The sequence below is a fragment of the Fictibacillus sp. BK138 genome (genome assembly GCF_004216955.1).
Taxonomy (GTDB): Bacteria; Bacillota; Bacilli; order Bacillales; family Fictibacillaceae; genus Fictibacillus.
The window spans coordinates 2,305,690-2,326,252 of sequence record NZ_SGXL01000001.1; the positions used below are offsets into that span (position 1 = coordinate 2,305,690).

Genomic DNA, 20,563 nt, shown 5'->3' on the forward strand with positions numbered 1-20,563 from the left:
CTCCTTTCAAACACATAAAAAGGCCCCATCCAAAAGGAAGGGGCGCTAATAAACGTTAGTTCCGCTTCCTCTCATCTCTCAGTCAATAAATAGACTGCAAGAATTAGCACCGTTTTCAGCTAATACATTAGCTGAATGGTTGCCGGGTTTCATCGGGCTAGTCCCTCCACCTGCTCTTAATAAGAGTGCAAATTGTTAGAATATAATATTAATTGTGATTATGACAGCGCTTGAAGAATCTGTCAACCCATTTTTTTATATGACCTTTGCGATCCTGTCTGCTGCTTCAATCAGCCTCTCTTCTGAAGTAAGCAATCCAGCACGCACGTATTTGTCTCCTTCTTTCCCAAAACCGATACCTGGTGCAACAACAACATGCGCTTTTTCTAGCAGATGATCTGCAAAACTTTCTGAAGTATAGCCTTCAGGTACCGAAAGCCAGCAGAAGAACGATCCCTTTGGAGCTTGAACGTTCCACCCGTTTTCTTTTAACCTGCCGATAAAAGCGTCGCGTCTTTTTTCATAGGTCGTTACCAGCTCATCCACGCATTCTTGCGATTCATTAAGTGCCGCTGCAGCTGCATGCTGCACGGCTCCAAATAAGCTGACATAAAAATGATCCTGAAGAAGGTTGATAGATTCGATAACTTGTTCGTTTCCGACTGCGAAACCAACACGCCAGCCCGCCATGTTGTAAGTTTTGGACAGTGTATAGATTTCAATGCCAACTTCTTTCGCTCCAGCAGCCTCTAAGAAGCTGACAGGCTTTTTGCCTTCAAATCCAATCGCACCGTACGCAAAATCGTGACAAACTAGAATGTCATGCTTTTTTGCAAGCTTAATGGTTTCATCAAAAAAGTCCTTCGTAGCCACACCTGCCGTCGGATTGTTCGGATAGTTGAGGAACATAAGTTTAGCATCTTGCAGCACATTGTCATCTAAAGAATCATAATCGGGTAAAAAATCATTTTCTGCTAACAGTGGCATTGTCTCCATCTTCGCCCCTGCCATTGCGATTCCTGACCAGTAATCTGGATAGCCGGGATCTGGAACAAGTGCAGTATCTCCAGCGTTTAAGTAACATTGTGATAATTCTACTAAACCTGTTTTACCTCCGAACAATACGGCCACTTCTTTTTCCGGATCCAGCGTAACTCCGTATTCTCTTTTATAAAAATCTGCTGCCGCCTGCTTTAAAAAAGAATGTCCTCGAAACGGCGAGTATTTGTGATATACAGGATTGTTTGCTCCTTCTTTTAGAGCTTCAACAATATGATTTGGTGTGGGCTGGTCTGGGTTCCCTTGACCCAGATTAATAACGTCATAGCCTTGCTCCACATAATGGGATACTTTTTTTACAAGTTTAGCGAAAAATTGTTCCGGCAGTTTACTCATGACCTCTGCCTGTTCAAAACGTTTCAAACGATCACTTCCAGTCTAATTTGAATGTTCTTGAAATTCTAATCAGTTATGTTATACGCTTAAAGAAATTCTGTAAAGTCTTTTTTTGGAATTCCCATGCCAGATAGGAGTGTTTTTTGTGAAAATAGTATGTCTACAAGTGGATGTTCACTTCGGAGATCCTGAAAAAAATATGACTCATATCGAGAAAAAAATTCGAGAGGCGGTTCGTCTTCAAAACCCAGACACCATCGTACTTCCTGAACTTTGGGATACAGGCTATGATCTGACGCGCCTAGATGAGATTAGTGATGAAAACGGCGAAAAAGCAAAAAAATGGCTCGGTTCACTTGCCAAAGAATTTGGAATTAACATTGTTGGCGGATCAGTAGCGTTTCGAAAAGGGAATGATGTTTATAATACGATGCTGAGCTTTGATAGAAACGGCAAACATACTGGAACGTACTCTAAGGCACACCTTATTACGCTTATGGACGAAGAAAAATATATCGCTCCAGGCAAAGAAAGCTGTACCTTCACAGTTGATGATATATTATCTTCAGCTGCGATCTGCTATGATATCCGTTTTCCAGAGTGGATACGCATGCCTTTTATAAAAGGGGCAAAAATTTTATTTGTTCCTGCTCAATGGCCGATACAGCGGCAGACTCACTGGCGCGCTCTTTTGATTGCCCGGGCTATAGAAAATCAGTGTTATATTGTAGCTTGTAACCGTGTTGGAAGCGATCCGAACAATACATTCGCTGGTCAATCTATGATTATCGATCCTTGGGGGGATATTGTAGCAGAGGCATCCGTTACTGAAGAAGAGATTCTTTCTGCTGAGATCTCTCCTGAATTGGTTGATGAAGTGCGCGCGAAGGTTCCTGTTTTTAATGACCGCCGTGTGGATCTCTACTAGTTAGCTAGCTCACCTTTTCACTTTCGGAAAGATTTTCTACATTCCTTCGTTGACAAGTTGATTGGAGCATAAGGTGCGAGACTCCAGCGGGATCAGTGGGACAGGTGAGACTCCTAACAGCGCAGAGCGCTAGGAGGCTCACCGCCCGCCCCGCGGAAAGCGAGCACCTGAAGCGGAGATCAACCACTTCCAAGGGCTGCAAAGTTTTCTTAACCAACATTCGACTTAAATGAGGTTCACAAAAAAAGTTTGACAAATCCTTTCCAAACATTGTAGTATAACGATTATGAATTGCGCGAATATTATTTCGCTTTTAACGAACTGAATAATTGGTCTCTTATCAAGAGCAGGTGGAGGGATATGGCCCGATGAAACCCAGCAACCGACCGTAATACCATTGTAAGATGGGGCGCCCGCATTATTAAGGGGAGCCGCTGAATTTTTTAACTTGAATCAGCGTATGGCACGGTGCTAATTCCAGCAAAACAGATCGTTTTGCTAAGATAAGAGGCACGGGACAACTGTCTTTCCGGGCCTCTTTTCTTATACGAAAAGAGGCCCTTTTTATTTTTCAAACATTCCGGGGGGAACAAAAATGAGCGTAAAAGTAAAATCTGTGTATGAACCGTTGAACGAACTAACAGTTATAGATGTTGTAAAGCCTTTGAATTTTTTCGATGAATCAACAGCAAATGATCTCATTGTAAAAGAAATAGGCGATGGCAACTTAAATCTTGTTTTTCATATCGAAGATCCATTATCCAAAAAAGCGTTAATCGTAAAACAAGCATTACCTTATGCAAAAGTAGTCGGAGAAAGCTGGCCGCTTACCCTAGACAGAGCCAGAATCGAAAGTGATGCTTTATCTCAAGAAGCTGGGTCTGTACCCCACCTCGTACCAAAAGTTTATTACTCTGATTCACAATTAGCCGTAACAGTGATGGAAGATCTTTCAGACCATGTCATTTTGCGAAAAGGTTTGATTGAAGGGAAAACGTACCAGCAGCTTGCAGAAGATATCGGAACATTTGCAGCAAACACCGCTTTTTATTCCAGTGATTTTTATCTTCACCCTTTTGATAAAAAAGAACAGGTGAAGCAGTTTTCTAATCCTGAGCTTTGTAAGATTACAGAAGACTTAGTATTTACAGACCCATTTTTTAACCATGACACAAATGATTTTCCTGATGAACTCCAAAAAGATGTTGAAAAAATCTGGGCAGATCAAGATTTGCTTCGTGAAGTCGCTCAACTCCGATTCTCTTTCTTAACAAGAGCTGAAGTTCTCCTTCATGGCGACCTTCATACAGGCAGTATTTTTGTAAAAGAAGATTCAACAAAAGTGATTGATCCGGAGTTTGCTTTCTATGGTCCGGCTGGTTTTGATCTTGCACACTTTTTTGCGAATCTGGCACTAAACCACCTTTCACAAAACGCACATGCAAAAGAACCATTCCATCGTGAATCTGTACAGTCTTTCCTGCTTCAAACGATTGAAAAAACTTGGGAGACATACACGGAAACTTTTAAAGAACTATGGCACGGAAAGTCATCTGATCCTTTTACAAAAATAGAAGGAGTCCTTGAGAGTTTCCTTCAGAACACCTTTCAGGAAGTGATCGGATTTGCCGGCTGTGAAATGATCCGAAGAACGATCGGTCTTGCACATGTTGCTGATCTTGATTCCATTGAGCAGAAAGATATTGAGCTTTTTTATAAGAAAAAGGCGCTTGAATTAGGAAGTTATCTCATAAAAAACCAAAGAAAGTTTACGAGTATCACTCAATTAAAGGACTGGATTAGAGGTGCATAAAGAATGACCGTAGCTGAAAAGTGGGTCCCTTCTGTTCGATACCGCAGGGACCATCTTCTTATATTAGATCAGCAGCAGCTTCCACATCACACTGTTTACTTGAATGTGACAAGCATTGAACATGTGTGGGATGCTATTTCAAAACTTAAGGTGCGTGGTGCACCTGCAATCGGAATCGCGGCCGCTTTTGGCCTAGTGCTTTGGAGCAACAGTGAGAAAGATAATAACCTTGGATCATTTTTATCTACCCTTCAGGTTCAGCGGGATTATCTTGCCTCTTCCCGGCCGACAGCTGTTAACTTATTTTGGGCACTCGACCGGGTAGTTCTTGCGGCATCTAAAGCTGTTTCGGTAGAAGATGCTAAAGAAAAGATCGAGCAAGAAGCCATCAATATTCAGGTTGAAGATGAAAACACGTGCCGCAAGATTGGTGAGTATGCTCTTTCACTTTTACAGGATGGAGATGCAGTGATGACGATCTGTAATGCTGGAGCGATTGCAACGAGTAAATACGGAACAGCACTTGCTCCCTTTCACCTGGCAAAAGAAAGAGGCTTGCATCTCTCCGTTTATGCGAACGAAACACGCCCAGTTCTTCAAGGATCTCGTCTAACAGCCTGGGAGCTGCAGGCAAATGATATAGATGTAACGCTCATCACTGACAATATGGCAGCACATACTCTTAAAACAAAAAATATTAAAGCCGTCATCGTCGGTTGTGACCGGGTTGCTGCCAATGGAGATACCGCGAACAAAATTGGAACATTCGGATTAGCTCTCCAAGCAAAAGCACTGGGTATTCCCTTTTATGTCGCTTGTCCTTTGTCTACTTTAGATCTAGGAACGGCAAGCGGGGAAGATATTCCGATCGAGGAGCGTCCTGAAGAAGAAGTCACACATTTAAACGGTGTCCGTATTGCACCTGAAGGCATTAAAGTGTTCAACCCTGCTTTTGATGTAACACCCGCTGAGTATATATCAGCCATCATTACGGAAAAGGGTATTGTGAGCGGTAATTACAAAGATTCACTTTTTGAGCTTAAGAAGGGACTGTTTAGATAATCAATGCTGTTACTTGAAGTGGTTGATTTCCACTCCAGGATGCTCGCTTTCCGGGGGGCGTGCGGTGAGCCTCCTCTGCGCTTTGCGCCATTAGGAGTCTCACCTGTCCCGCTGGTCCCCCAGGAGTCTCGCACCTTGCGTTCCAATCAACTATGCATTGAAGGATACATTTGAAAGGATTTTCCACAGCAGTCCTTTAGAAAAGAATCATAACAAACAGCACACCCCGTGTTCAGGATGTGCTGTTCTTTATTGTTAAAAATTCATTTAAAAAAAGTTGAGCCTCATTAGCTGGCATCGGTTTACTGATGATATATCCCTGTGCGGTATGGCAGCCATATTCACGGAGAAGCTTCATCTGTTCGTACGTTTCAACGCCTTCTGCCACAGTAGTTAACGACAAACCTTCACACATCATTATAATAGCCTTGATGATTGCGGCATCACTTGTATTAAAAAAATCATCGCTTAAGTGCCGGATAAAGCTCTGATCGATTTTAAGTGAATCAACAGGAAAATCTTTTAAGTAGCTAAGTGAACTGTATCCCGTGCCAAAATCATCGATCGACAGCTTAACACCTAGTTCTCTTAATTCCTGCATAATGCTAATACTGTATTGCACATTGTGAATCATCGTGCTTTCGGTTAGTTCCAGTTGAAGACACTCAGCAGGTATACCTGACGTTTGCAGCGCTTCTTTTACTTCATATACAAAGGACAATCTCTGAAACTGCCTTCCTGAAACATTTACAGATATAGAAAGATGGTGTGCACCTTCATCGTGCCATCTCTTAAGCTGTTTACAAGATTCAAAGAGAACAAATCTTCCAATGTCATCTATCAGTCCAATTTCTTCTGCAAGCGGAACAAACTGCATCGGTGAAACAAGACCAAGTTCCGGGTGGTTCCAGCGTACAAGGGCTTCGAAACCTGTAATTCTATCCGTCTTCATGCAAAGCTGAGGCTGAAAGTAAGGCTGGAGCTCCTCTTTTTGAATCGCCTTTCTTAAATACCCTTCGAGCTTGAGGCGGTCCAGTGTAAATGCGTTCATTTCACCTGTGAAAAACTCTCGCTTGCCGCGTCCTTTTTCTTTTGCCTTATGAAGAGCAATGTCAGCATTTTTTATGAGTACATCCGCTTCCATACTATCATCTGGATAGATACTGATTCCGATCGATGCGCTGACTGTATATTCCTGTCCGTCTAAATAAATTGGCATTTTTAAAGCATCTGCAATTCTGTTTGCTGTGTCGATCACTTCTCCAGGCTTATCAAGTGTTGGCAGGATAAGCGTAAACACATCTCCTGCAAAACGGCATAAAAGGTCGTCACCCTTAATCGTTTGTCTGAGTTGCTTGCTAACATGCTTCAATACTACATCGCCGATATGATGACCTAGGCTTTCATTAATTATTTTAAAATGGTCAATATCTATAAACATGACAGCTAGTTTATTCTTGGTGTGTTGGTTTTCTTCTACTAGCTCACGAAGTCTTTTCTCAAACAGACTTCTGTTCGGCAAACCCGTAAGAGAGTCATGAAAAGCAAGTCTTTCAATCTTTTCTTCTGCATTCTTCTGCCATGTTATATTTTTGCTTATTCCGTACACGCCAACAACAGCCTGATTTACTACGATCGGTATGTTCGTTATGCTGCAATCGATTTCGCTGCCGTCTTTTTTCCTGATACTCGTAACAAAAGTCTGCGGTTTGTCATGTATGGCAAGACGAAAATGTTCAACAACACGCTTATGATCTTTCTTGCATACGAAATTTAACGCATGAGCTTGGAGCATATCTGTCTCGGAAAATCCTAATGTATGTACAAGCGCTGGATTCACACTCGTAATATATCCCTTCATATCCATTGAATAGATCATATCCGGATTGTGTTCAAAAAGTGATTTGTACCGCTGTTCTGACTCAAGGAGTGTAATGTTCAGCTGCTCCATTTCTCTCGCGCTCGCTTGAACCAAATGTGACATCGCTAAGAGGTCATCTATTTCTTGTGATTGCTCTGGCATTTTTAATTTTATTTCAATTTCTTCTTTATCTAGATAATTGATAGTTCTCATGATTACACCTCATCTGCTAAAAGAACAATCCTATTGCTTTGGGCATAATGCCACTATTAATATCGGTGCAACGTTCAATATTTTAACAGGACTATTGGTAGTTATTTTTACCATATAAAAAATCGCCCGATATACGATCAGGCGATTTTTCTCTATACCATTTATCCAAGTACGATATAACCATAGAATAATACTAATACCAGTGATACCCAGAAAAACACCCAGTTCATTAAACGGCCTTCTCCGCGTTTACGCTGAACCAGAATAATTTCCATCAATCCAATCATAACTAAACCTAAAGTACCTTTAATAATAAGCGGGCCTTTATTCACAATGCCCGGGTCCGTAAGGTAGCCAGCTAGCAAGTGCCCCCCTGTTGCAAGTATTGCTAGATACAAAACTCGCAGAATCATATGAAAAATTTTAGATTTTTTTCCGGCATTTTTTTTGTATAGCATATACGTTATAAAAAACAAAATGAGAGCCAGAAACCAAGATGTAACATGCACATGAATCATAAATATATCCTCCTATGTATAATTCTCCATATTAATATACCATGAAGCCAGCCCAACAAGACAACTAAATGAGTTCCCCCTGTAAAGAAAGCACTTTCATTGGTATAATAGCACTGTGAGAAATCTTGCAGAATAGAGGTGTTTCCTATGAAACAGACACAGACTAAGAACACGGAAACTGTTATTTCTAAAACGGAGCAGTATGGTGCACAAAACTATCATCCACTCCCGATCGTCATTTCAAAAGCTGAAGGGGCATGGGTAACTGACCCTGAAGGAAACCGTTACATGGATATGCTTAGTGCATATTCCGCGGTTAACCAAGGACATCGCCACCCTAAAATCATCCAGGCTCTTAAAGATCAAGCGGACAGAGTAACACTTACTTCACGTGCGTTCCACAATGATCAACTCGGTGATTTTTATGAAAGAGTGTCAAGCCTAACGAAAAAAGACATGGTTCTTCCTATGAACACTGGTGCTGAAGCAGTTGAAACAGCAATCAAAACTGTTCGCCGCTGGGCATATGATGTAAAAGGCGTTGCTGATAACCAAGCGGAAATCATCGTATGTGAAGGTAACTTCCACGGACGTACGATGACTGCTGTATCCATGAGCTCTGACCCTGATTATCAGCGCGGATTTGGACCGATGCTTCCAGGAATCAAAGTAATTCCTTACGGCGATCTAGAAGCACTGAAGTCAGCTATTACTCCTAACACTGCTGCTTTTGTTTTAGAGCCGATCCAAGGTGAAGCTGGAATCGTTATCCCGCGTGAAGGATTCTTGAAAGAAGCTCTTGAAGTGTGTAAGTCTGAAAATGTTCTTTTCGTAGCTGATGAAATCCAATCAGGCCTTGGCCGTTCTGGTAAAATGTTTGCATGTGACTGGGAAGAAGTTGAGCCAGACATGTACATTTTAGGAAAAGCACTTGGCGGAGGCGTAATGCCGATCTCTTGTGTGGCTGCTAACCGTGATATCCTTGGTGTATTCAACCCTGGTTCACACGGATCAACATTCGGAGGAAACCCGCTTTCTTGCGCAGTTTCTGTAGCATCTCTTGAAGTGCTGGTTGAGGAGAACTTGGTTGAGCGTTCATTAAAGCTCGGAGAGTATTTCCTAGGCGAACTAAAGAAGATTAATAATCCAGCGATCAAAGAAGTTCGCGGAAAAGGGTTATTTATCGGAGTTGAACTAAACGAACCAGCCCGTTCTTATTGTGAAAAATTAAAAGAACAAGGCTTGTTATGTAAAGAAACACATGAAAACGTAATTCGCTTTGCACCGCCGCTGATCATTTCTGAAGAAGACTTAGATTGGGCGATCGAGCGCATTAAAAACGTACTTTCTGTTTAAAGAATTGTGGGAAGCTGACTCTTTTGGAGTCAGCTTCTTCATTTTCTGGATGAAAATCCATTAAATGGTTCCGTTTCGGGTGCCGAAACGGTTCTGCAACTATACCGCATGGGGTATTAAGCGTTAACTGAGTAGTTGAATCCACAAAAAATGGGGTCCAATCCAAAAGTTTCACCTGTTTATCCACGAGTTTTGACCCTCAATCAAAAAGTTTTGGCCATTTACCCACGAGTCTACAATCCTCGACATTTTCAACATGCTGTATACCCCTCAAATGGACAAAAAAGAAGCAGCAGTCGCTGCTTCTTTCCATTTTATAATGCTTTAACCATACCGCCGTCAATCAGCAGCGATTGCCCTGTAACATACGTGTTAGCGCCAGAGCACAAGAACACGACCATCTTTGCAAACTCTTCAGGCTCACCATAGCGTCCTAGCGGAATTCCGCTTTCCATTGTTGCTTTCACTTCTTCTGCAGAAACACCCTTCTTCTCAGCAGCCATCTGATCCAGTTCACCTACACGGTCTGTTCCGATTCGCCCTGGTCCAATCGTATTGATCAATATACCGTCTTTGCCAAGTTCTTGGGAAAGACTCTTCGATAATCCATTGATCGCTGTACGAAATGTGTTAGACAAAATTAAGCCGTCAATCGGCTGTTTAAAAGAAGATGAGGCGATGTTCACGATGCGTCCGCCGCCATTTTTTCTCATATTAGGTGTAACCGCACGCACTGTCCGCACCAGGCTCAAGAGTGTCAGCTCGAACGCACCCTGCCAGTGTTCATCTTCAAAGTCGTTAAAGTTACCAGCTGGAGGACCTCCGGCATTGTTCACCAAAACATCGATGCTTCCGAGCTTCTCTACGGTTTCTGCAATGAGTTCATCGATCTCATTCCGCTGTGTGATATCACACTTTTTATAGTGTACATCTGCTCCTGTTTCGCTTTTTATTTCTTCAGCGGTTTGTGATAACTGCTGTTCATCTCTGCTTGTGAGCATGACGTTCGCACCTTCTCTGGCAAACTGCAAGGCGCACGCTTTTCCCAGTCCTTTACTTGAAGCAAGGACTAACACATTTTTACCTCTTAATCCTAAATCCATAAATATCACCTGATTTCTACACAGATTTATAGAACAAAACTCACATATTTCGTTTCAAGATAAGCTTCCATTCCTTCGACTCCGCCTTCACGTCCAAGACCGCTTTCTTTCATGCCGCCAAATGGTGCTTGAGCGGCTGATGGTACACCATCATTCCAACCGATGATTCCGTAGTCTAATCCTTCAACTATTTGGGTTCCTTTTGACATGTTTTCAGTGTACACATAAGCTGCTAAGCCGAACGGACTCGTATTAGCGAGTCGAATTCCTTCATCAACCGTGCTGATCTTATGGATTGGTATCACCGGCCCGAACGTCTCTTCGTTCATAATAAGCATATCTTGTGTTACGTTTTTCAGTACAGTCGGTTCGTAATAGTACGCCCCGTTCTCTGCTTTTCCATTTCCGCCAGTTACACATTCAGCTCCGGCGTTAACAGCGTTTTCTACATGCTCAGATATTTTTTCGTACCCGTCTTTATTGATGATCGGTCCGATATCTGTTCCTTCTTCCAGCCCGTTTCCTACTTTTAGCTTTTTCGCTTCAGCGGCAACAAGTTCTACAAATTCATCGTATACGTTTTCCTGGACATAGACTCTATTGATACAGATACACGTTTGACCTGCATTACGAAACTTCGAAGCTACGATTCCTGCCACAGCCTTTTTCAGATCCGCATCATCAAGTACTACTGCAGGTGCATGACCACCCAACTCCATCGATACATTTTTAACCGTCGCTGCGCTCTGTTCAATCAGCTTTTTGCCGATTTCCGTTGAGCCTGTAAATGTTACTTTCCTTACTTTTTCAGAATCCATGATGGCTTTCCCTATAATAGAGGATGAGCCTGTTACAAGGTTTATAACCCCTTTTGGGAAGCCTGCTTTATCTGCGAGTTCTACTAGTTTTATAGCTGTTAGAGGTGTTTCCTTTGGCGGCTTCACAATAAATGTGCAACCGGCTGCAAGAGCTGGACCAAGCTTTCTCGTAATCATGGCAGCGGGAAAGTTCCACGGCGTGATCGCTGCTACTACCCCAACGGGCTGACGCAACACTTGCATTCTTTTATTTCCAGCACTTGAAGGAATCGTTCTGCCGTAAACACGCTTGCCTTCCTCAGCGTACCATTTGATAAAAGAAGCGGCATACATTACTTCACCAACAGATTCTTTTAATGGTTTTCCCATTTCTAACGTCATCAGTTCTGCGATTTCTTCTTTTTCTTCAATCATCAAGTCATGAAGTTTCATGAGGTATTCAGCGCGCTCATAAGCAGTCAGTTTCGACCATCCGGCAAATGCGTCATGTGCCGCATCAATTGCCGCATCTGTCTCTTCTTTTCCGCAAGATGGCACAGTACCGACAACCTCGCCATTAGCAGGGTTAAATACCTCTATTTTCTCAAGAGAATCTCCTGTCCATGAACCGTTAATATAAAGCAGCTTTTCCATGTGAATTCCTCCTCTATGTAACTAGTAAAATTCGACCTCATTCTACTATTTCATTACGAAGTGTCCCGATTCCTTCTATTGTGATTTCAATCGTATCTCCAGCTTTCAGAAATACAGGCGGTTTCATCCCTTTTCCTACACCAGCTGGCGTCCCTGTTGCGATAATGTCTCCTGCTTCAAGCGTCATGCCTTTTGAAAGTTCAGCGATCATCGTTCGTATGTCAAAAATAAAATCAGATGTATTCCCTTTCTGACGCACTTCCCCGTTTACTTTCGTTTCAATCATAAGATTCTCTGGATTTGAAATCTCAGAATGATGGACTATCCAAGGGCCCATCGGACAAGTACCGTTTAAGCTTTTGCCGAGCAAAAATTGTTTATGCTTCTGCTGCAGATCACGTGCTGTAATGTCGTTGATGATTGTATAGCCAAACACGTAATCCATAGCATCAGCCTCACTGATTCCTGTTCCGGTTTTCCCGATAATAACAGCTAGTTCTCCTTCGTAATCCAATTGATCCGTAATATTCGAATGGCTCGGAATCCCCTCCCCATGTCCAATAACTGCTGTTGGTGCTTTTGAGAACACCATGATGTTTTCTGGAATATCTGCTTCGCTCCCCATTTCTATTGCATGGTCACGATAATTTTTACCGATACAAAAAACATTTTTAGAAGGACGTGGAATCGGTGCTAATAGCTGAAGTTCTTCCAAAGGATAGGTATATTCTGCGACTTTTGCAGAATTCAGTAGATCTTCAGCAACAGAAGTAAACTCTTCCCCTTGCTGTATGCCTTCCAATAAAGTTTGAGCTATCTTTTTTCCAGCTGAAGCTGCCAGAGCTGAAACATTGATAACAGCATCATCTTTAACCATTCCTATAAATTGATCTCCCTTTCGAACTGCAGAAACAAATTTCATTTCGTATCAATTCCTCCTCTTAAAAAGCGCTTACATGATTATTAGTTCTACTATATAGTCTAGAGCTTTGTACCGTAAAGAAATTTGCTGTTAATAATTCCAGCCATATCGGGTTTTTTCTTCGTTTTAAAATATGGTAAAATAGTGTGTCATCTAAATCACCCAATAGTTTGGGTAAACGTAATGAGGTAATGAAACCATGAAAACTGTACTAAGTACGTTAAATGCAAAATATATACACACTTGCCTTGCTTTAAGATATTTAAAAGCATACAGCGAACCTGAATTTCCTGTAACGATTCGGGAGTTCACGATTAAGGACCCGTCATTGAACATCGTGACAGACCTCTACAGCCAACAGCCAGATGTCCTTGGTTTCAGCTGTTATATCTGGAACATTGAAGAAACGATCAAGGTTATTCAGATGTTTAAGAAGATCAAGCCGGAAACGAAAATTGTTCTTGGCGGTCCAGAGGTTTCTTATGATGTTGCATACTGGCTAGATCGTATTCCAGAAGTCGATTTTATCGTTGTGAATGAAGGTGAAGAAACATTCAAACACTTGCTTGGTCAGATTCAGAATAAAGGGTCGTTCGATACTGTCGCTGGTCTAGCATACAGAAAAGATGGTAAACCGAAAATTAATGGACCGCGTGAAAAGCTGGATTTAAAAACTGTCCCTTCACCATTTCGGTTTGAGGAAGACGTTGAATCTCTTTCTAAGCGCATCACTTATTTTGAAACGAGCCGCGGCTGTCCTTATTCATGTGCATTCTGCTTATCTTCAATCGAAGTAGGTGTCCGTTATTTTAATCCTGATCTTGTTAAAGATGACTTGATTTTCTTGATGGATAACGGAGCGAAAATTATTAAGTTCGTAGATAGAACCTTCAATATTCGCCGCGATTATGCGCTTGAAATGTTCTCCTTTTTAATCGAGAACCGCAGGCCTGGTGTCGTGTTCCAGTTCGAGATCACAGCAGATATTATGAGACCAGAAGTGATCGATTATTTAAATGAACATGCTCCAAAAGGATTGTTCCGATTTGAGATCGGTGTTCAATCTACGAATGATGCGGTTAACGAGCTTGTTCAGCGCAGGCAAAATTTCGAGAAACTTACTCGTACCGTTACTACAGTGCGTGACGGCGGCAAGATCGTTCAGCATTTAGACTTGATTGCTGGATTGCCTGAAGAAGATTACAGTTCGTTCCGTAAAACATTTAACGATGTTTTTGCGTTTGGGATTGAGGAAGTGCAGTTAGGTTTCCTGAAAATGCTTCGCGGTACAGGCCTTCGTCTGACAGCTGAAAAGCACGATTACATTTATATGGATCATTCTCCATATGAAATCTTAGGAAACAATGTCCTTACGTTTGACGAAATTATCCGCATTAAGCAAGTAGAAGACGTTTTGGAAAAATACTGGAACGACCATCGAATGGATCACACGGTAAAATATTTGATCAACCATGTGTTTGAATCGCCTTTTGATTTCTTCCAAGAGTTCGGAACGTATTGGGAGACTAGAGGATGGTCCAGAATCGGACATCAGCTTGAAGATCTATTTAAACGTCTGATCGCGTTCTTAAAAGAATCCGCACCGCACGCTTTACCTGCAGCTGAAAGTCTTATGAAGCTTGACTATCTAGAGCGTCAGCAGTTTAAGCCACGCAAGCCATGGTGGGAAAACACACAAAACAAAGAAGAGACATCAAAGGTTTTATCTATGCTAGCTCAGTCACCTGAAGTGATTGAAGGTTTCCCTGCACTTTCTGAAAAAGAAATTTATAAGCATGCTTTTGTTACAGATACCGCCATTGATCCTTTATCAGAGCAGATTGAACATCATTCAGAAAAATCATATTTGCTGATTGCTCTGTTTGACCCAAAACAGCAAAACACACAGATTTTCACAGCATCAAAATCACTTATACATGCAAAAAGGGACGCGTAACCGCATCCCTTTTTTTGTTATATATTTTTGTTGTTTACGTAAACTTTGATGCTATTTGAAAGGGTTGATTTCCACTCCAGGCACTCGCTTTCCGCGGGGCGTGCGGTGAGCCTCCTCGGCGCTTCGCACCCTTAGGAGTCTCACCTGTCCCGCTGATCCCGCAGGAGTCTCGCACCTTGCGTTCCAATCAACTTATCAATGAAGTTTTCGCTAAAAACAAATTGCCTTTAATCTTTAATTACCGGCTGCCCTGAAACAAATACTGGTGAAGGATTTAATACGGCCGTTTGGTCCTTTTTAAGACCTTTCTTTATCTGAACGAATCCGTTTTGCTCAACCCCTGTTTCGACTTTCATCTTGTACAGCTTATCTTTAACGATAATTAGCACATATTGATTACCATCATCTTTCAAAACAGCTTTCTTAGGAACGCTTATTGCTTTTTCTGCTAATTTTTCAGAAACGATGATTTTCGCTGTCTGGCCTTCTGTCCACGCAGCTTCATCCTCTACGAGCACTGTCAACGTAAACGTCTGACCCTCTTCTGATGGCAGAACAGTTTGAACCGTCCCATCCAGCTTTTCCTTAAGGGCTGGTGACTCAATCTGGACAGAATCTCCTGTTTTTACGAAACCCGCAATCTCTTGTTTGACTTCAGCTTTTAATTCAAAATTTCCTTGACCAACAATTGTCATAACAGGCTTTTGATCTTGAATGCCATTAACTTCTGAAACGACACCATCTGCAGGACTTTTAACAGAAAGAGCATCAAGACGATCTTCCAATTCACTGATCTCATCGGATAATACTGAGCTTTCATTTTCTGCAAGCTCTTCTTGAAGTTCAGCATTGCTCAATTGCTCTTGAATTCTGACTTTTGCATCAGCACTATCTTTCTCTTCGTCGAAGCTTGATAGTTCACTTTCCCATTCACTTATCTGACTAGAATAATGATCGGAACGCACATCTGCAGCTTCTTTTTCCCTTTTTAGCGTTCGAAGTTCTTGTTCTATCTCGTTGTTTTCGTATGTAACAAGTGTTTGACCGGAGGAAACCGTATCACCAGGATTCACCATTATTTCTTTTATCGATCCTAATGAGTCATTTTGATAAATATCAAAAGTGTTTTTGGAATAAGCAATCCCTGTTACTTCATGCTTTTTCAAGAAATCTCTTTCTTTGGAAAGTGTGGTCTCAAGTCTTGGTGCTACAACTGCTGAAGACTCTTTTTTATCAAATATTAATAAATTCATAACAAGCAGGAGGACAATCATTATGCCAGCCGCTATCCACTTCAATTTATTCATATGCCAGCCCCCTTAGACCAATTGTCCGCTGACTAATGCAGCATATAAGGAATATAAAAGAATCCAGAAAACAGATCCACCGATTGTAACGGCTAGACAATAGCTTTTTGCTTTAAATGATAACTGTCTTAACGCAAAGTAGATGACAACTGCACCCCATACGTTAAATACATTGATCAGATTCAAAAACTCCTGCCAAAAACCATGCTTAAAAAATAATACACCTGCGAATCCAAAACCTAACGGCTGAACAACTTCTTCAGCACCTATTGCAAATTGAAACGGAAGCTCGAATGCTAATCCAATTAAAAAAAGCACATAGACAACGCTCATCACATAAAAAAGAGCTTTGTAGCCTATATCTCGAAAGAATGCATATAAAAATAAAGTTCCAGCCTGCAGAATAAGAAACGGTACAATAATGCCCCAAACTCCTCCGGCTAAAGAAATTAAAAATCTGAGGAGTTCTTGCTCGGCTCCTGAAAGTTTTGCTGCTTCTACGAATGAAATGGTTTTAAAAGATGGATATGCTGCAAAAAAGGATAGCGCATGAAGCAATCCGCTGACCGCTAAAATCGCAATAAACCTGATCCAGAATCCTTCTTTTTCTTTCCACTCTTTATAAGATGAAAAATATGTATAAGGCTTTGTTAAAGCAGGAATAAATTGAGCTCTTCCTGTCATACGGCCTCCCCCTTCTCTCTCTGTTTATCTGTCTATCGTAACACAATTTTTTACTCATAATGACAATTTCTGACTCATTTTTTCAAAAATAGGCACTTCTCCGTATAAATGCCTTTATTCCGCAAAAACTAAGGCAAACTACAACAGAATCGGGATGAGGTCTATATGACTTTTTTTAAGAAACCTAAAAAGCTAGTACAAACAAAAAATGCACCGGAAAATCAAGATAGTTCTCATGAGACCAATTCACAAGATAGTTCTCAACAGACCCATTCACAGGAAAGCCAGCCTGGCGGGGTTCAAAATCTTAGTCTAAATGAAATTTTAACGAAGGTTAAAGAACCTTTCTCTGCAACTGAAGATTTATTGACACATGAGATTGAGCTTCCATCTGATAAAAGCCGGATAGCTCTTCTTTATATTGAATCCATTGTCGATAAACAGCTTGTACAGAGCATGATCTTAAATCCATTGTTTGTGACAGATAAAGAAATCAACTTTAATTCTTTTAAACAGATGGCGAGTATTGATCTAAAGAAGCACACTGAAATGAAACAAGTACAGGAGCTGCTCCTGCAATCAAACACGCTTATATTTACTGATGACACAACTTGTTTTTATGCCATGTCAACACCTGTGAAGACCCAAAGAGATATAACAGAACCAGATAATGAAACCATCATTCGTGGCGCCCATGAAGGTTTCATAGAAAACCTGTCAATGAATCTGGCACTGGTACGTAAACGGTTAAAAACGCCAAGACTGACTGTTAAATACCTCCAAGTTGGTAAAGAGACTCATACCACCATTGCTTTATTATATGTTGATAATATTGCAAATCCTGAACATGTAAAGGAAGTGGAAAAAAGAATTAAATCCATTGAGGCTGATGCGGTTTATACTCCTGGAAATATTGAGGAGAGCATCGAAGACAAGCCATTCAGTTTTTTTCCGCAGATGCTCAGTACCGAACGCCCAGACCGTGTGGCGGCAAATTTAATGGAAGGCAGAGTAGCTCTTGTATACGACACATCACCTACAGCGCACGTCATGCCTGTAAATTTCTTTTCGTTTTATCAATCCGTAGATGATTACAATAAAAGATGGCATATTGGTTCATTCTTCCGTTTTGTTCGAATCATGGGATTTTTTATCGCTATGGGTTTGCCTGCAGTATATATCGCAATCGTTTCATTTCATTTTGAGGTCATACCGTTCGGTCTCATTTTACTGATAAAAAGCTCACTTGAGGATATTCCTTATCCACCTTTATTCGAAGCACTTCTGATGGAGCTGACGATTGAATTAATCCGAGAAGCTTCTATCAGACTTCCAACAAGGATCGGTTCCACCATTGCTATCGTTGGTGGTCTCGTAATCGGTGATGCAGTCGTAAAAGCAGGACTTGTATCAAATTTAATGATTATCGTTGTGGCGATTACCGCCATTGCGGCTTACATCGTTCCGTCAAACGAGATGAGTGCCGCAGTTCGTATATTACGTTTTCCGTTCATGGTGGCGGCTGCTACTTTAGGCTTTTTAGGAATCGTATTTGGTTTTCTGATTCTTATCTTTCATTTATGCAAACTTTATACGTTTGGGTCGCCTTATTTTGCACCAATCGCACCGCTGAACCTAGCAGATTTAAAAGATGCGTTCATACGTGCTCCCTTCTGGAAACAAAACACTCGGCCTAAAGATGTGACTGCACAAAAAGTGGATAATGCTAACCATACTCGAAAGTGGGATAAATCATGAATAGTCACACGATCACACATAGACAACTATTCTTTTTGATTGTTCAGACACAAATCGGTGTCGGTGTATTATCTTTGCCTTTTTCATTATTTACTAAGGCAAAAATTGATGGATGGATTTCGCTGATTATTGCAGGCTTGTTCATCCAATTTTCTATTTTGGCGATTTGGAAATTATGTGACAGATTTCCGCACAACACGATTTATGAGATACTTCCAAAATTAATGGGGAAGAACTTAGGTCTTGTGTTCAACTTTATCTACACCCTGCATTTCGCGTTCATTTCAATTTTAATCTTAATCATGTATAACAGCATTGTTGGTAAATGGATTCTATTTGAAACACCGCATTGGGTGATTATTTTTATTATGACTGCTGTTGGATATTATTTTATTACTAGTTCGCCTAGGGAAATTGCTAGATTTTTTGTAATCGTTACTCCGCTATTAATCGTATTGTTCGTTTTTATCTTATACGCTTATACAGATGTTCACCTTCTGTATATCTTTCCAGTTGGGCAGACTGGAATGCTTACGATTATTAAGAGCTCATCAGATGCTGTCGTTGCATTGCTCGGATTTGATGCATCACTTGTATTTTTAGCTTACTCGAACGGGACACCGGCAAAAAATATAAAAGTCATCTCGTTCGCGTCTTTTTGTATAACAGTCCTTTATGCATTTATCGTTTTTACCACTTATATTTTTTTTAACCCTGCAGAAATCATAATTGTGCCAGAACCTGTATTATATATGCTTAAAGCTTTTTCATTCTCGATTATTGAAAGAACCGACTTGGTTTTCCTTTCAATATGGATCATCTCTGTGGCTACTTCGTTCATCAGTTATTTATTTATTGCTGCAAAAGGTGTTCAAACACTATTTGGACTAAATGATCATCAAAAAGGTGCGCCATATGTTGCTATTTTTTGTGCCGTAATTGCCATCATTCCAAATGAAAAGCTTGAAGTATTGATGTGGAATAAGTATATAAGCCTTACATCTCTTATTTTTTCCGCTCTATTCCCAATTGTTCTATTACTAATAGCTGTACTAAGGAAAAAACAGGAGAAAGGAGCGGCATCTTCATGAGAAAAATTCTATCTCTTCTTCCCGTTCTGCTTCTTTTAACTGGCTGCTGGGATCAAGCGATGCTTAACCAAACGAAGCTTATTACTGCTGGCGGCTTTGATTATACAAAGGATGGAAAAGTGTTAACTACAGCAGCTGTTCCTCAATCTGTTGCAGCAGAAGCTGGACAAGGAAACATTGTTAATCAAATATTCTCAGCTTCAGGCAACACTGCTCGACAGAGCCGGTTACGACTTGATAGAAGAGTAGCAGAACGACTTGATGCTTCTAAAAACCAAATCATTCTTTTCGGAGAAGCTGCTGCAAAAAAAGATATTTATCAGCTTTTAGATGTTTTTTACCGTGACCCCAAATCAGCTTTGAATGCGAAGTTAGCCGTTGCAAAAGGAAAAGCCTCTGATGTCATCAGCACAAGGTTTGAGGAACCTAAAATGTCCTCAGGCGTTGGGGAATACTTAAGAGATTCCATTCGCAGTGCCGAAGAATCTGCTACCGTTCCAAAAGAAAATATACAGACGGTTTGTCCCGTCATGTTTGATCCAGGACAAGATTTCGCACTCCCCTATCTAGAGCCTTTAAAAAAAACAGTCAGTATCCGTGGTGTAGCTTTATTTCATGAACATAAAATGGTGGGAACCATAAGAGAACCTTTATCTGTGACATATACAATGCTTACCGGAGAAAAACATACGATCGCCATGAGCACAACGAAAAAAATCTTCACCAACAAAAAACCAGAATTAATGAATTATGTAACGTTTAAGGTTAAAAAGAATAAGCGTTCTTTTAATATTGATGTAACACCAGAAGGGAAGGTTTCTGCAGAAATAAAATTAAAAATGAAAGTTGTAGTAACGGAGTATCCTAGAGATAACTTGGCTACACCTGGCGAAGTGGAAAATGTTGAAAAACGGCTTTCAAAAAAGCTTACAAAAGATGCGAACAAAGTAATACAAAAACTTCAAAAGATGAACAGCGATCCGTATGGAGTCGGAAGACATGTGATGGCCTATCATTATCCAGTCTGGGAGAAGTTAAACTGGAAAGAAGTATATCCGAAAATTGATTTTAAAGCTTCGATAGATGTTGATGTGATCGGACATGGTATTATCGAATAAAGAAAGGGTTCAAGGCATGATTACCT

Annotated in this window: 16 protein-coding genes and 2 riboswitches; of the genes, 8 read left to right on the plus strand and 8 right to left on the minus strand. The window is 40.9% G+C overall.

Going from position 1 to position 20,563, the window contains the following annotated elements; genetic code table 11:
- Positions 1-68: 68 nt before the first annotated feature.
- Positions 69-186: riboswitch (SAM riboswitch) on the minus strand.
- Positions 187-255: 69 nt separating this feature from the next.
- On the minus strand, positions 256-1,422 hold the full coding sequence (locus EV282_RS11445; protein WP_130295934.1) for a pyridoxal phosphate-dependent aminotransferase: 1,167 nt from the start codon (positions 1,420-1,422) through the stop codon (positions 256-258).
- 118 nt (positions 1,423-1,540) lie between these two features.
- Between EV282_RS11445 and EV282_RS11450 the strand changes: the two genes are divergently transcribed.
- From EV282_RS11450 to mtnA, 3 genes are all read left to right on the plus strand, one after another.
- The gene (locus EV282_RS11450) at positions 1,541-2,323 is read left to right on the plus strand and encodes a carbon-nitrogen family hydrolase (RefSeq protein WP_130295935.1); all 783 of its coding nucleotides are present in this window, start codon (positions 1,541-1,543) and stop codon (positions 2,321-2,323) included.
- 334 nt (positions 2,324-2,657) lie between these two features.
- A riboswitch (SAM riboswitch) is annotated at positions 2,658-2,833 on the plus strand.
- A gap of 85 nt (positions 2,834-2,918) precedes the next feature.
- Entirely contained in the window at positions 2,919-4,136 is a 1,218-nt protein-coding gene (gene mtnK / locus EV282_RS11455) for an S-methyl-5-thioribose kinase (RefSeq protein ID WP_130295936.1), read from the plus strand.
- 3 nt (positions 4,137-4,139) lie between these two features.
- On the plus strand, positions 4,140-5,198 hold the full coding sequence (mtnA, locus tag EV282_RS11460) for an S-methyl-5-thioribose-1-phosphate isomerase (protein ID WP_130295937.1): 1,059 nt from the start codon (positions 4,140-4,142) through the stop codon (positions 5,196-5,198).
- Positions 5,199-5,430: 232 nt separating this feature from the next.
- Here mtnA and EV282_RS11470 read toward each other — a convergent pair whose 3' ends face one another.
- Both EV282_RS11470 and EV282_RS11475 read right to left on the minus strand, forming a co-directional pair.
- Positions 5,431-7,272 (minus strand): sensor domain-containing protein, encoded by a 1,842-nt coding sequence (locus EV282_RS11470; protein ID WP_130295939.1) that lies wholly within the window; start codon positions 7,270-7,272, stop codon positions 5,431-5,433.
- Between the two features lie 161 nt (positions 7,273-7,433).
- A complete protein-coding gene (locus EV282_RS11475) occupies positions 7,434-7,790 on the minus strand; it encodes a YisL family protein (protein WP_130295940.1) in 357 nt (118 codons plus the stop codon).
- A gap of 147 nt (positions 7,791-7,937) precedes the next feature.
- Here EV282_RS11475 and EV282_RS11480 point away from each other — a divergent pair, with 147 nt between their 5' ends.
- Positions 7,938-9,146 carry an ornithine--oxo-acid transaminase gene (locus tag EV282_RS11480; protein ID WP_130295941.1) on the plus strand — a complete coding sequence of 403 codons (1,209 nt, stop codon included), beginning with the start codon at positions 7,938-7,940 and terminating at the stop codon, positions 9,144-9,146.
- A 314-nt stretch (positions 9,147-9,460) separates the two neighbouring features.
- On the opposite strand, the gene EV282_RS11485 is transcribed toward EV282_RS11480, so the two are convergent.
- The 3 genes from EV282_RS11485 to EV282_RS11495 are packed head-to-tail and all read right to left on the minus strand — an operon-like array spanning position 9,461 to position 12,622.
- Entirely contained in the window at positions 9,461-10,249 is a 789-nt protein-coding gene (locus EV282_RS11485; protein ID WP_130295942.1) for an SDR family oxidoreductase, read from the minus strand.
- 26 nt (positions 10,250-10,275) lie between these two features.
- Positions 10,276-11,700: an NAD-dependent succinate-semialdehyde dehydrogenase gene (locus tag EV282_RS11490; protein WP_130295943.1), complete on the minus strand. Its 1,425-nt coding sequence runs from the start codon at positions 11,698-11,700 to the stop codon at positions 10,276-10,278.
- Positions 11,701-11,737: 37 nt separating this feature from the next.
- A complete protein-coding gene (locus EV282_RS11495; RefSeq protein ID WP_130295944.1) occupies positions 11,738-12,622 on the minus strand; it encodes a fumarylacetoacetate hydrolase family protein in 885 nt (294 codons plus the stop codon).
- A gap of 199 nt (positions 12,623-12,821) precedes the next feature.
- On the opposite strand from EV282_RS11495, the gene EV282_RS11500 reads away from it, so the two are divergent.
- Entirely contained in the window at positions 12,822-14,579 is a 1,758-nt protein-coding gene (locus EV282_RS11500) for a B12-binding domain-containing radical SAM protein (protein ID WP_130295945.1), read from the plus strand.
- A 227-nt stretch (positions 14,580-14,806) separates the two neighbouring features.
- On the opposite strand, the gene EV282_RS11505 is transcribed toward EV282_RS11500, so the two are convergent.
- Together EV282_RS11505 and EV282_RS11510 are read right to left on the minus strand one after the other, a co-directional pair.
- The gene (locus EV282_RS11505) at positions 14,807-15,886 is read right to left on the minus strand and encodes an efflux RND transporter periplasmic adaptor subunit (RefSeq protein WP_130295946.1); all 1,080 of its coding nucleotides are present in this window, start codon (positions 15,884-15,886) and stop codon (positions 14,807-14,809) included.
- Between the two features lie 12 nt (positions 15,887-15,898).
- Positions 15,899-16,570 (minus strand): hypothetical protein, encoded by a 672-nt coding sequence (locus tag EV282_RS11510; RefSeq protein ID WP_130295947.1) that lies wholly within the window; start codon positions 16,568-16,570, stop codon positions 15,899-15,901.
- Positions 16,571-16,735: 165 nt separating this feature from the next.
- On the opposite strand from EV282_RS11510, the gene EV282_RS11515 reads away from it, so the two are divergent.
- The 3 genes from EV282_RS11515 to EV282_RS11525 are packed head-to-tail and all read left to right on the plus strand — an operon-like array spanning position 16,736 to position 20,537.
- A complete protein-coding gene (locus tag EV282_RS11515; RefSeq protein WP_130295948.1) occupies positions 16,736-18,328 on the plus strand; it encodes a spore germination protein in 1,593 nt (530 codons plus the stop codon).
- Positions 18,325-19,419: a GerAB/ArcD/ProY family transporter gene (locus EV282_RS11520; protein ID WP_130295949.1), complete on the plus strand. Its 1,095-nt coding sequence runs from the start codon at positions 18,325-18,327 to the stop codon at positions 19,417-19,419. Before EV282_RS11515 ends, EV282_RS11520 begins: the two co-directional genes overlap by 4 nt.
- Positions 19,416-20,537, plus strand: coding sequence for a Ger(x)C family spore germination protein (locus EV282_RS11525; protein WP_130295950.1), 1,122 nt, complete (start codon positions 19,416-19,418; stop codon positions 20,535-20,537). Before EV282_RS11520 ends, EV282_RS11525 begins: the two co-directional genes overlap by 4 nt.
- Positions 20,538-20,563 lie beyond the last annotated feature (26 nt).

Bases quoted from the DNA above. Each gene is read 5' to 3' on its own strand.
- mtnK (WP_130295936.1), top strand. From the start codon at position 2,919: ATGAGCGTAAAAGTAAAATCTGTGTATGAACCGTTGAACGAACTAACA.
- mtnA (WP_130295937.1), top strand. From the start codon at position 4,140: ATGACCGTAGCTGAAAAGTGGGTCCCTTCTGTTCGATACCGCAGGGAC.
- EV282_RS11470 (WP_130295939.1), bottom strand. From the start codon at position 7,272: ATGAGAACTATCAATTATCTAGATAAAGAAGAAATTGAAATAAAATTA.
- EV282_RS11475 (WP_130295940.1), bottom strand. From the start codon at position 7,790: ATGATTCATGTGCATGTTACATCTTGGTTTCTGGCTCTCATTTTGTTT.
- EV282_RS11480 (WP_130295941.1), top strand. From the start codon at position 7,938: ATGAAACAGACACAGACTAAGAACACGGAAACTGTTATTTCTAAAACG.
- EV282_RS11485 (WP_130295942.1), bottom strand. From the start codon at position 10,249: ATGGATTTAGGATTAAGAGGTAAAAATGTGTTAGTCCTTGCTTCAAGT.
- EV282_RS11490 (WP_130295943.1), bottom strand. From the start codon at position 11,700: ATGGAAAAGCTGCTTTATATTAACGGTTCATGGACAGGAGATTCTCTT.
- EV282_RS11495 (WP_130295944.1), bottom strand. From the start codon at position 12,622: ATGAAATTTGTTTCTGCAGTTCGAAAGGGAGATCAATTTATAGGAATG.
- EV282_RS11500 (WP_130295945.1), top strand. From the start codon at position 12,822: ATGAAAACTGTACTAAGTACGTTAAATGCAAAATATATACACACTTGC.
- EV282_RS11505 (WP_130295946.1), bottom strand. From the start codon at position 15,886: ATGAATAAATTGAAGTGGATAGCGGCTGGCATAATGATTGTCCTCCTG.
- EV282_RS11510 (WP_130295947.1), bottom strand. From the start codon at position 16,570: ATGACAGGAAGAGCTCAATTTATTCCTGCTTTAACAAAGCCTTATACA.
- EV282_RS11515 (WP_130295948.1), top strand. From the start codon at position 16,736: ATGACTTTTTTTAAGAAACCTAAAAAGCTAGTACAAACAAAAAATGCA.
- EV282_RS11520 (WP_130295949.1), top strand. From the start codon at position 18,325: ATGAATAGTCACACGATCACACATAGACAACTATTCTTTTTGATTGTT.
- EV282_RS11525 (WP_130295950.1), top strand. From the start codon at position 19,416: ATGAGAAAAATTCTATCTCTTCTTCCCGTTCTGCTTCTTTTAACTGGC.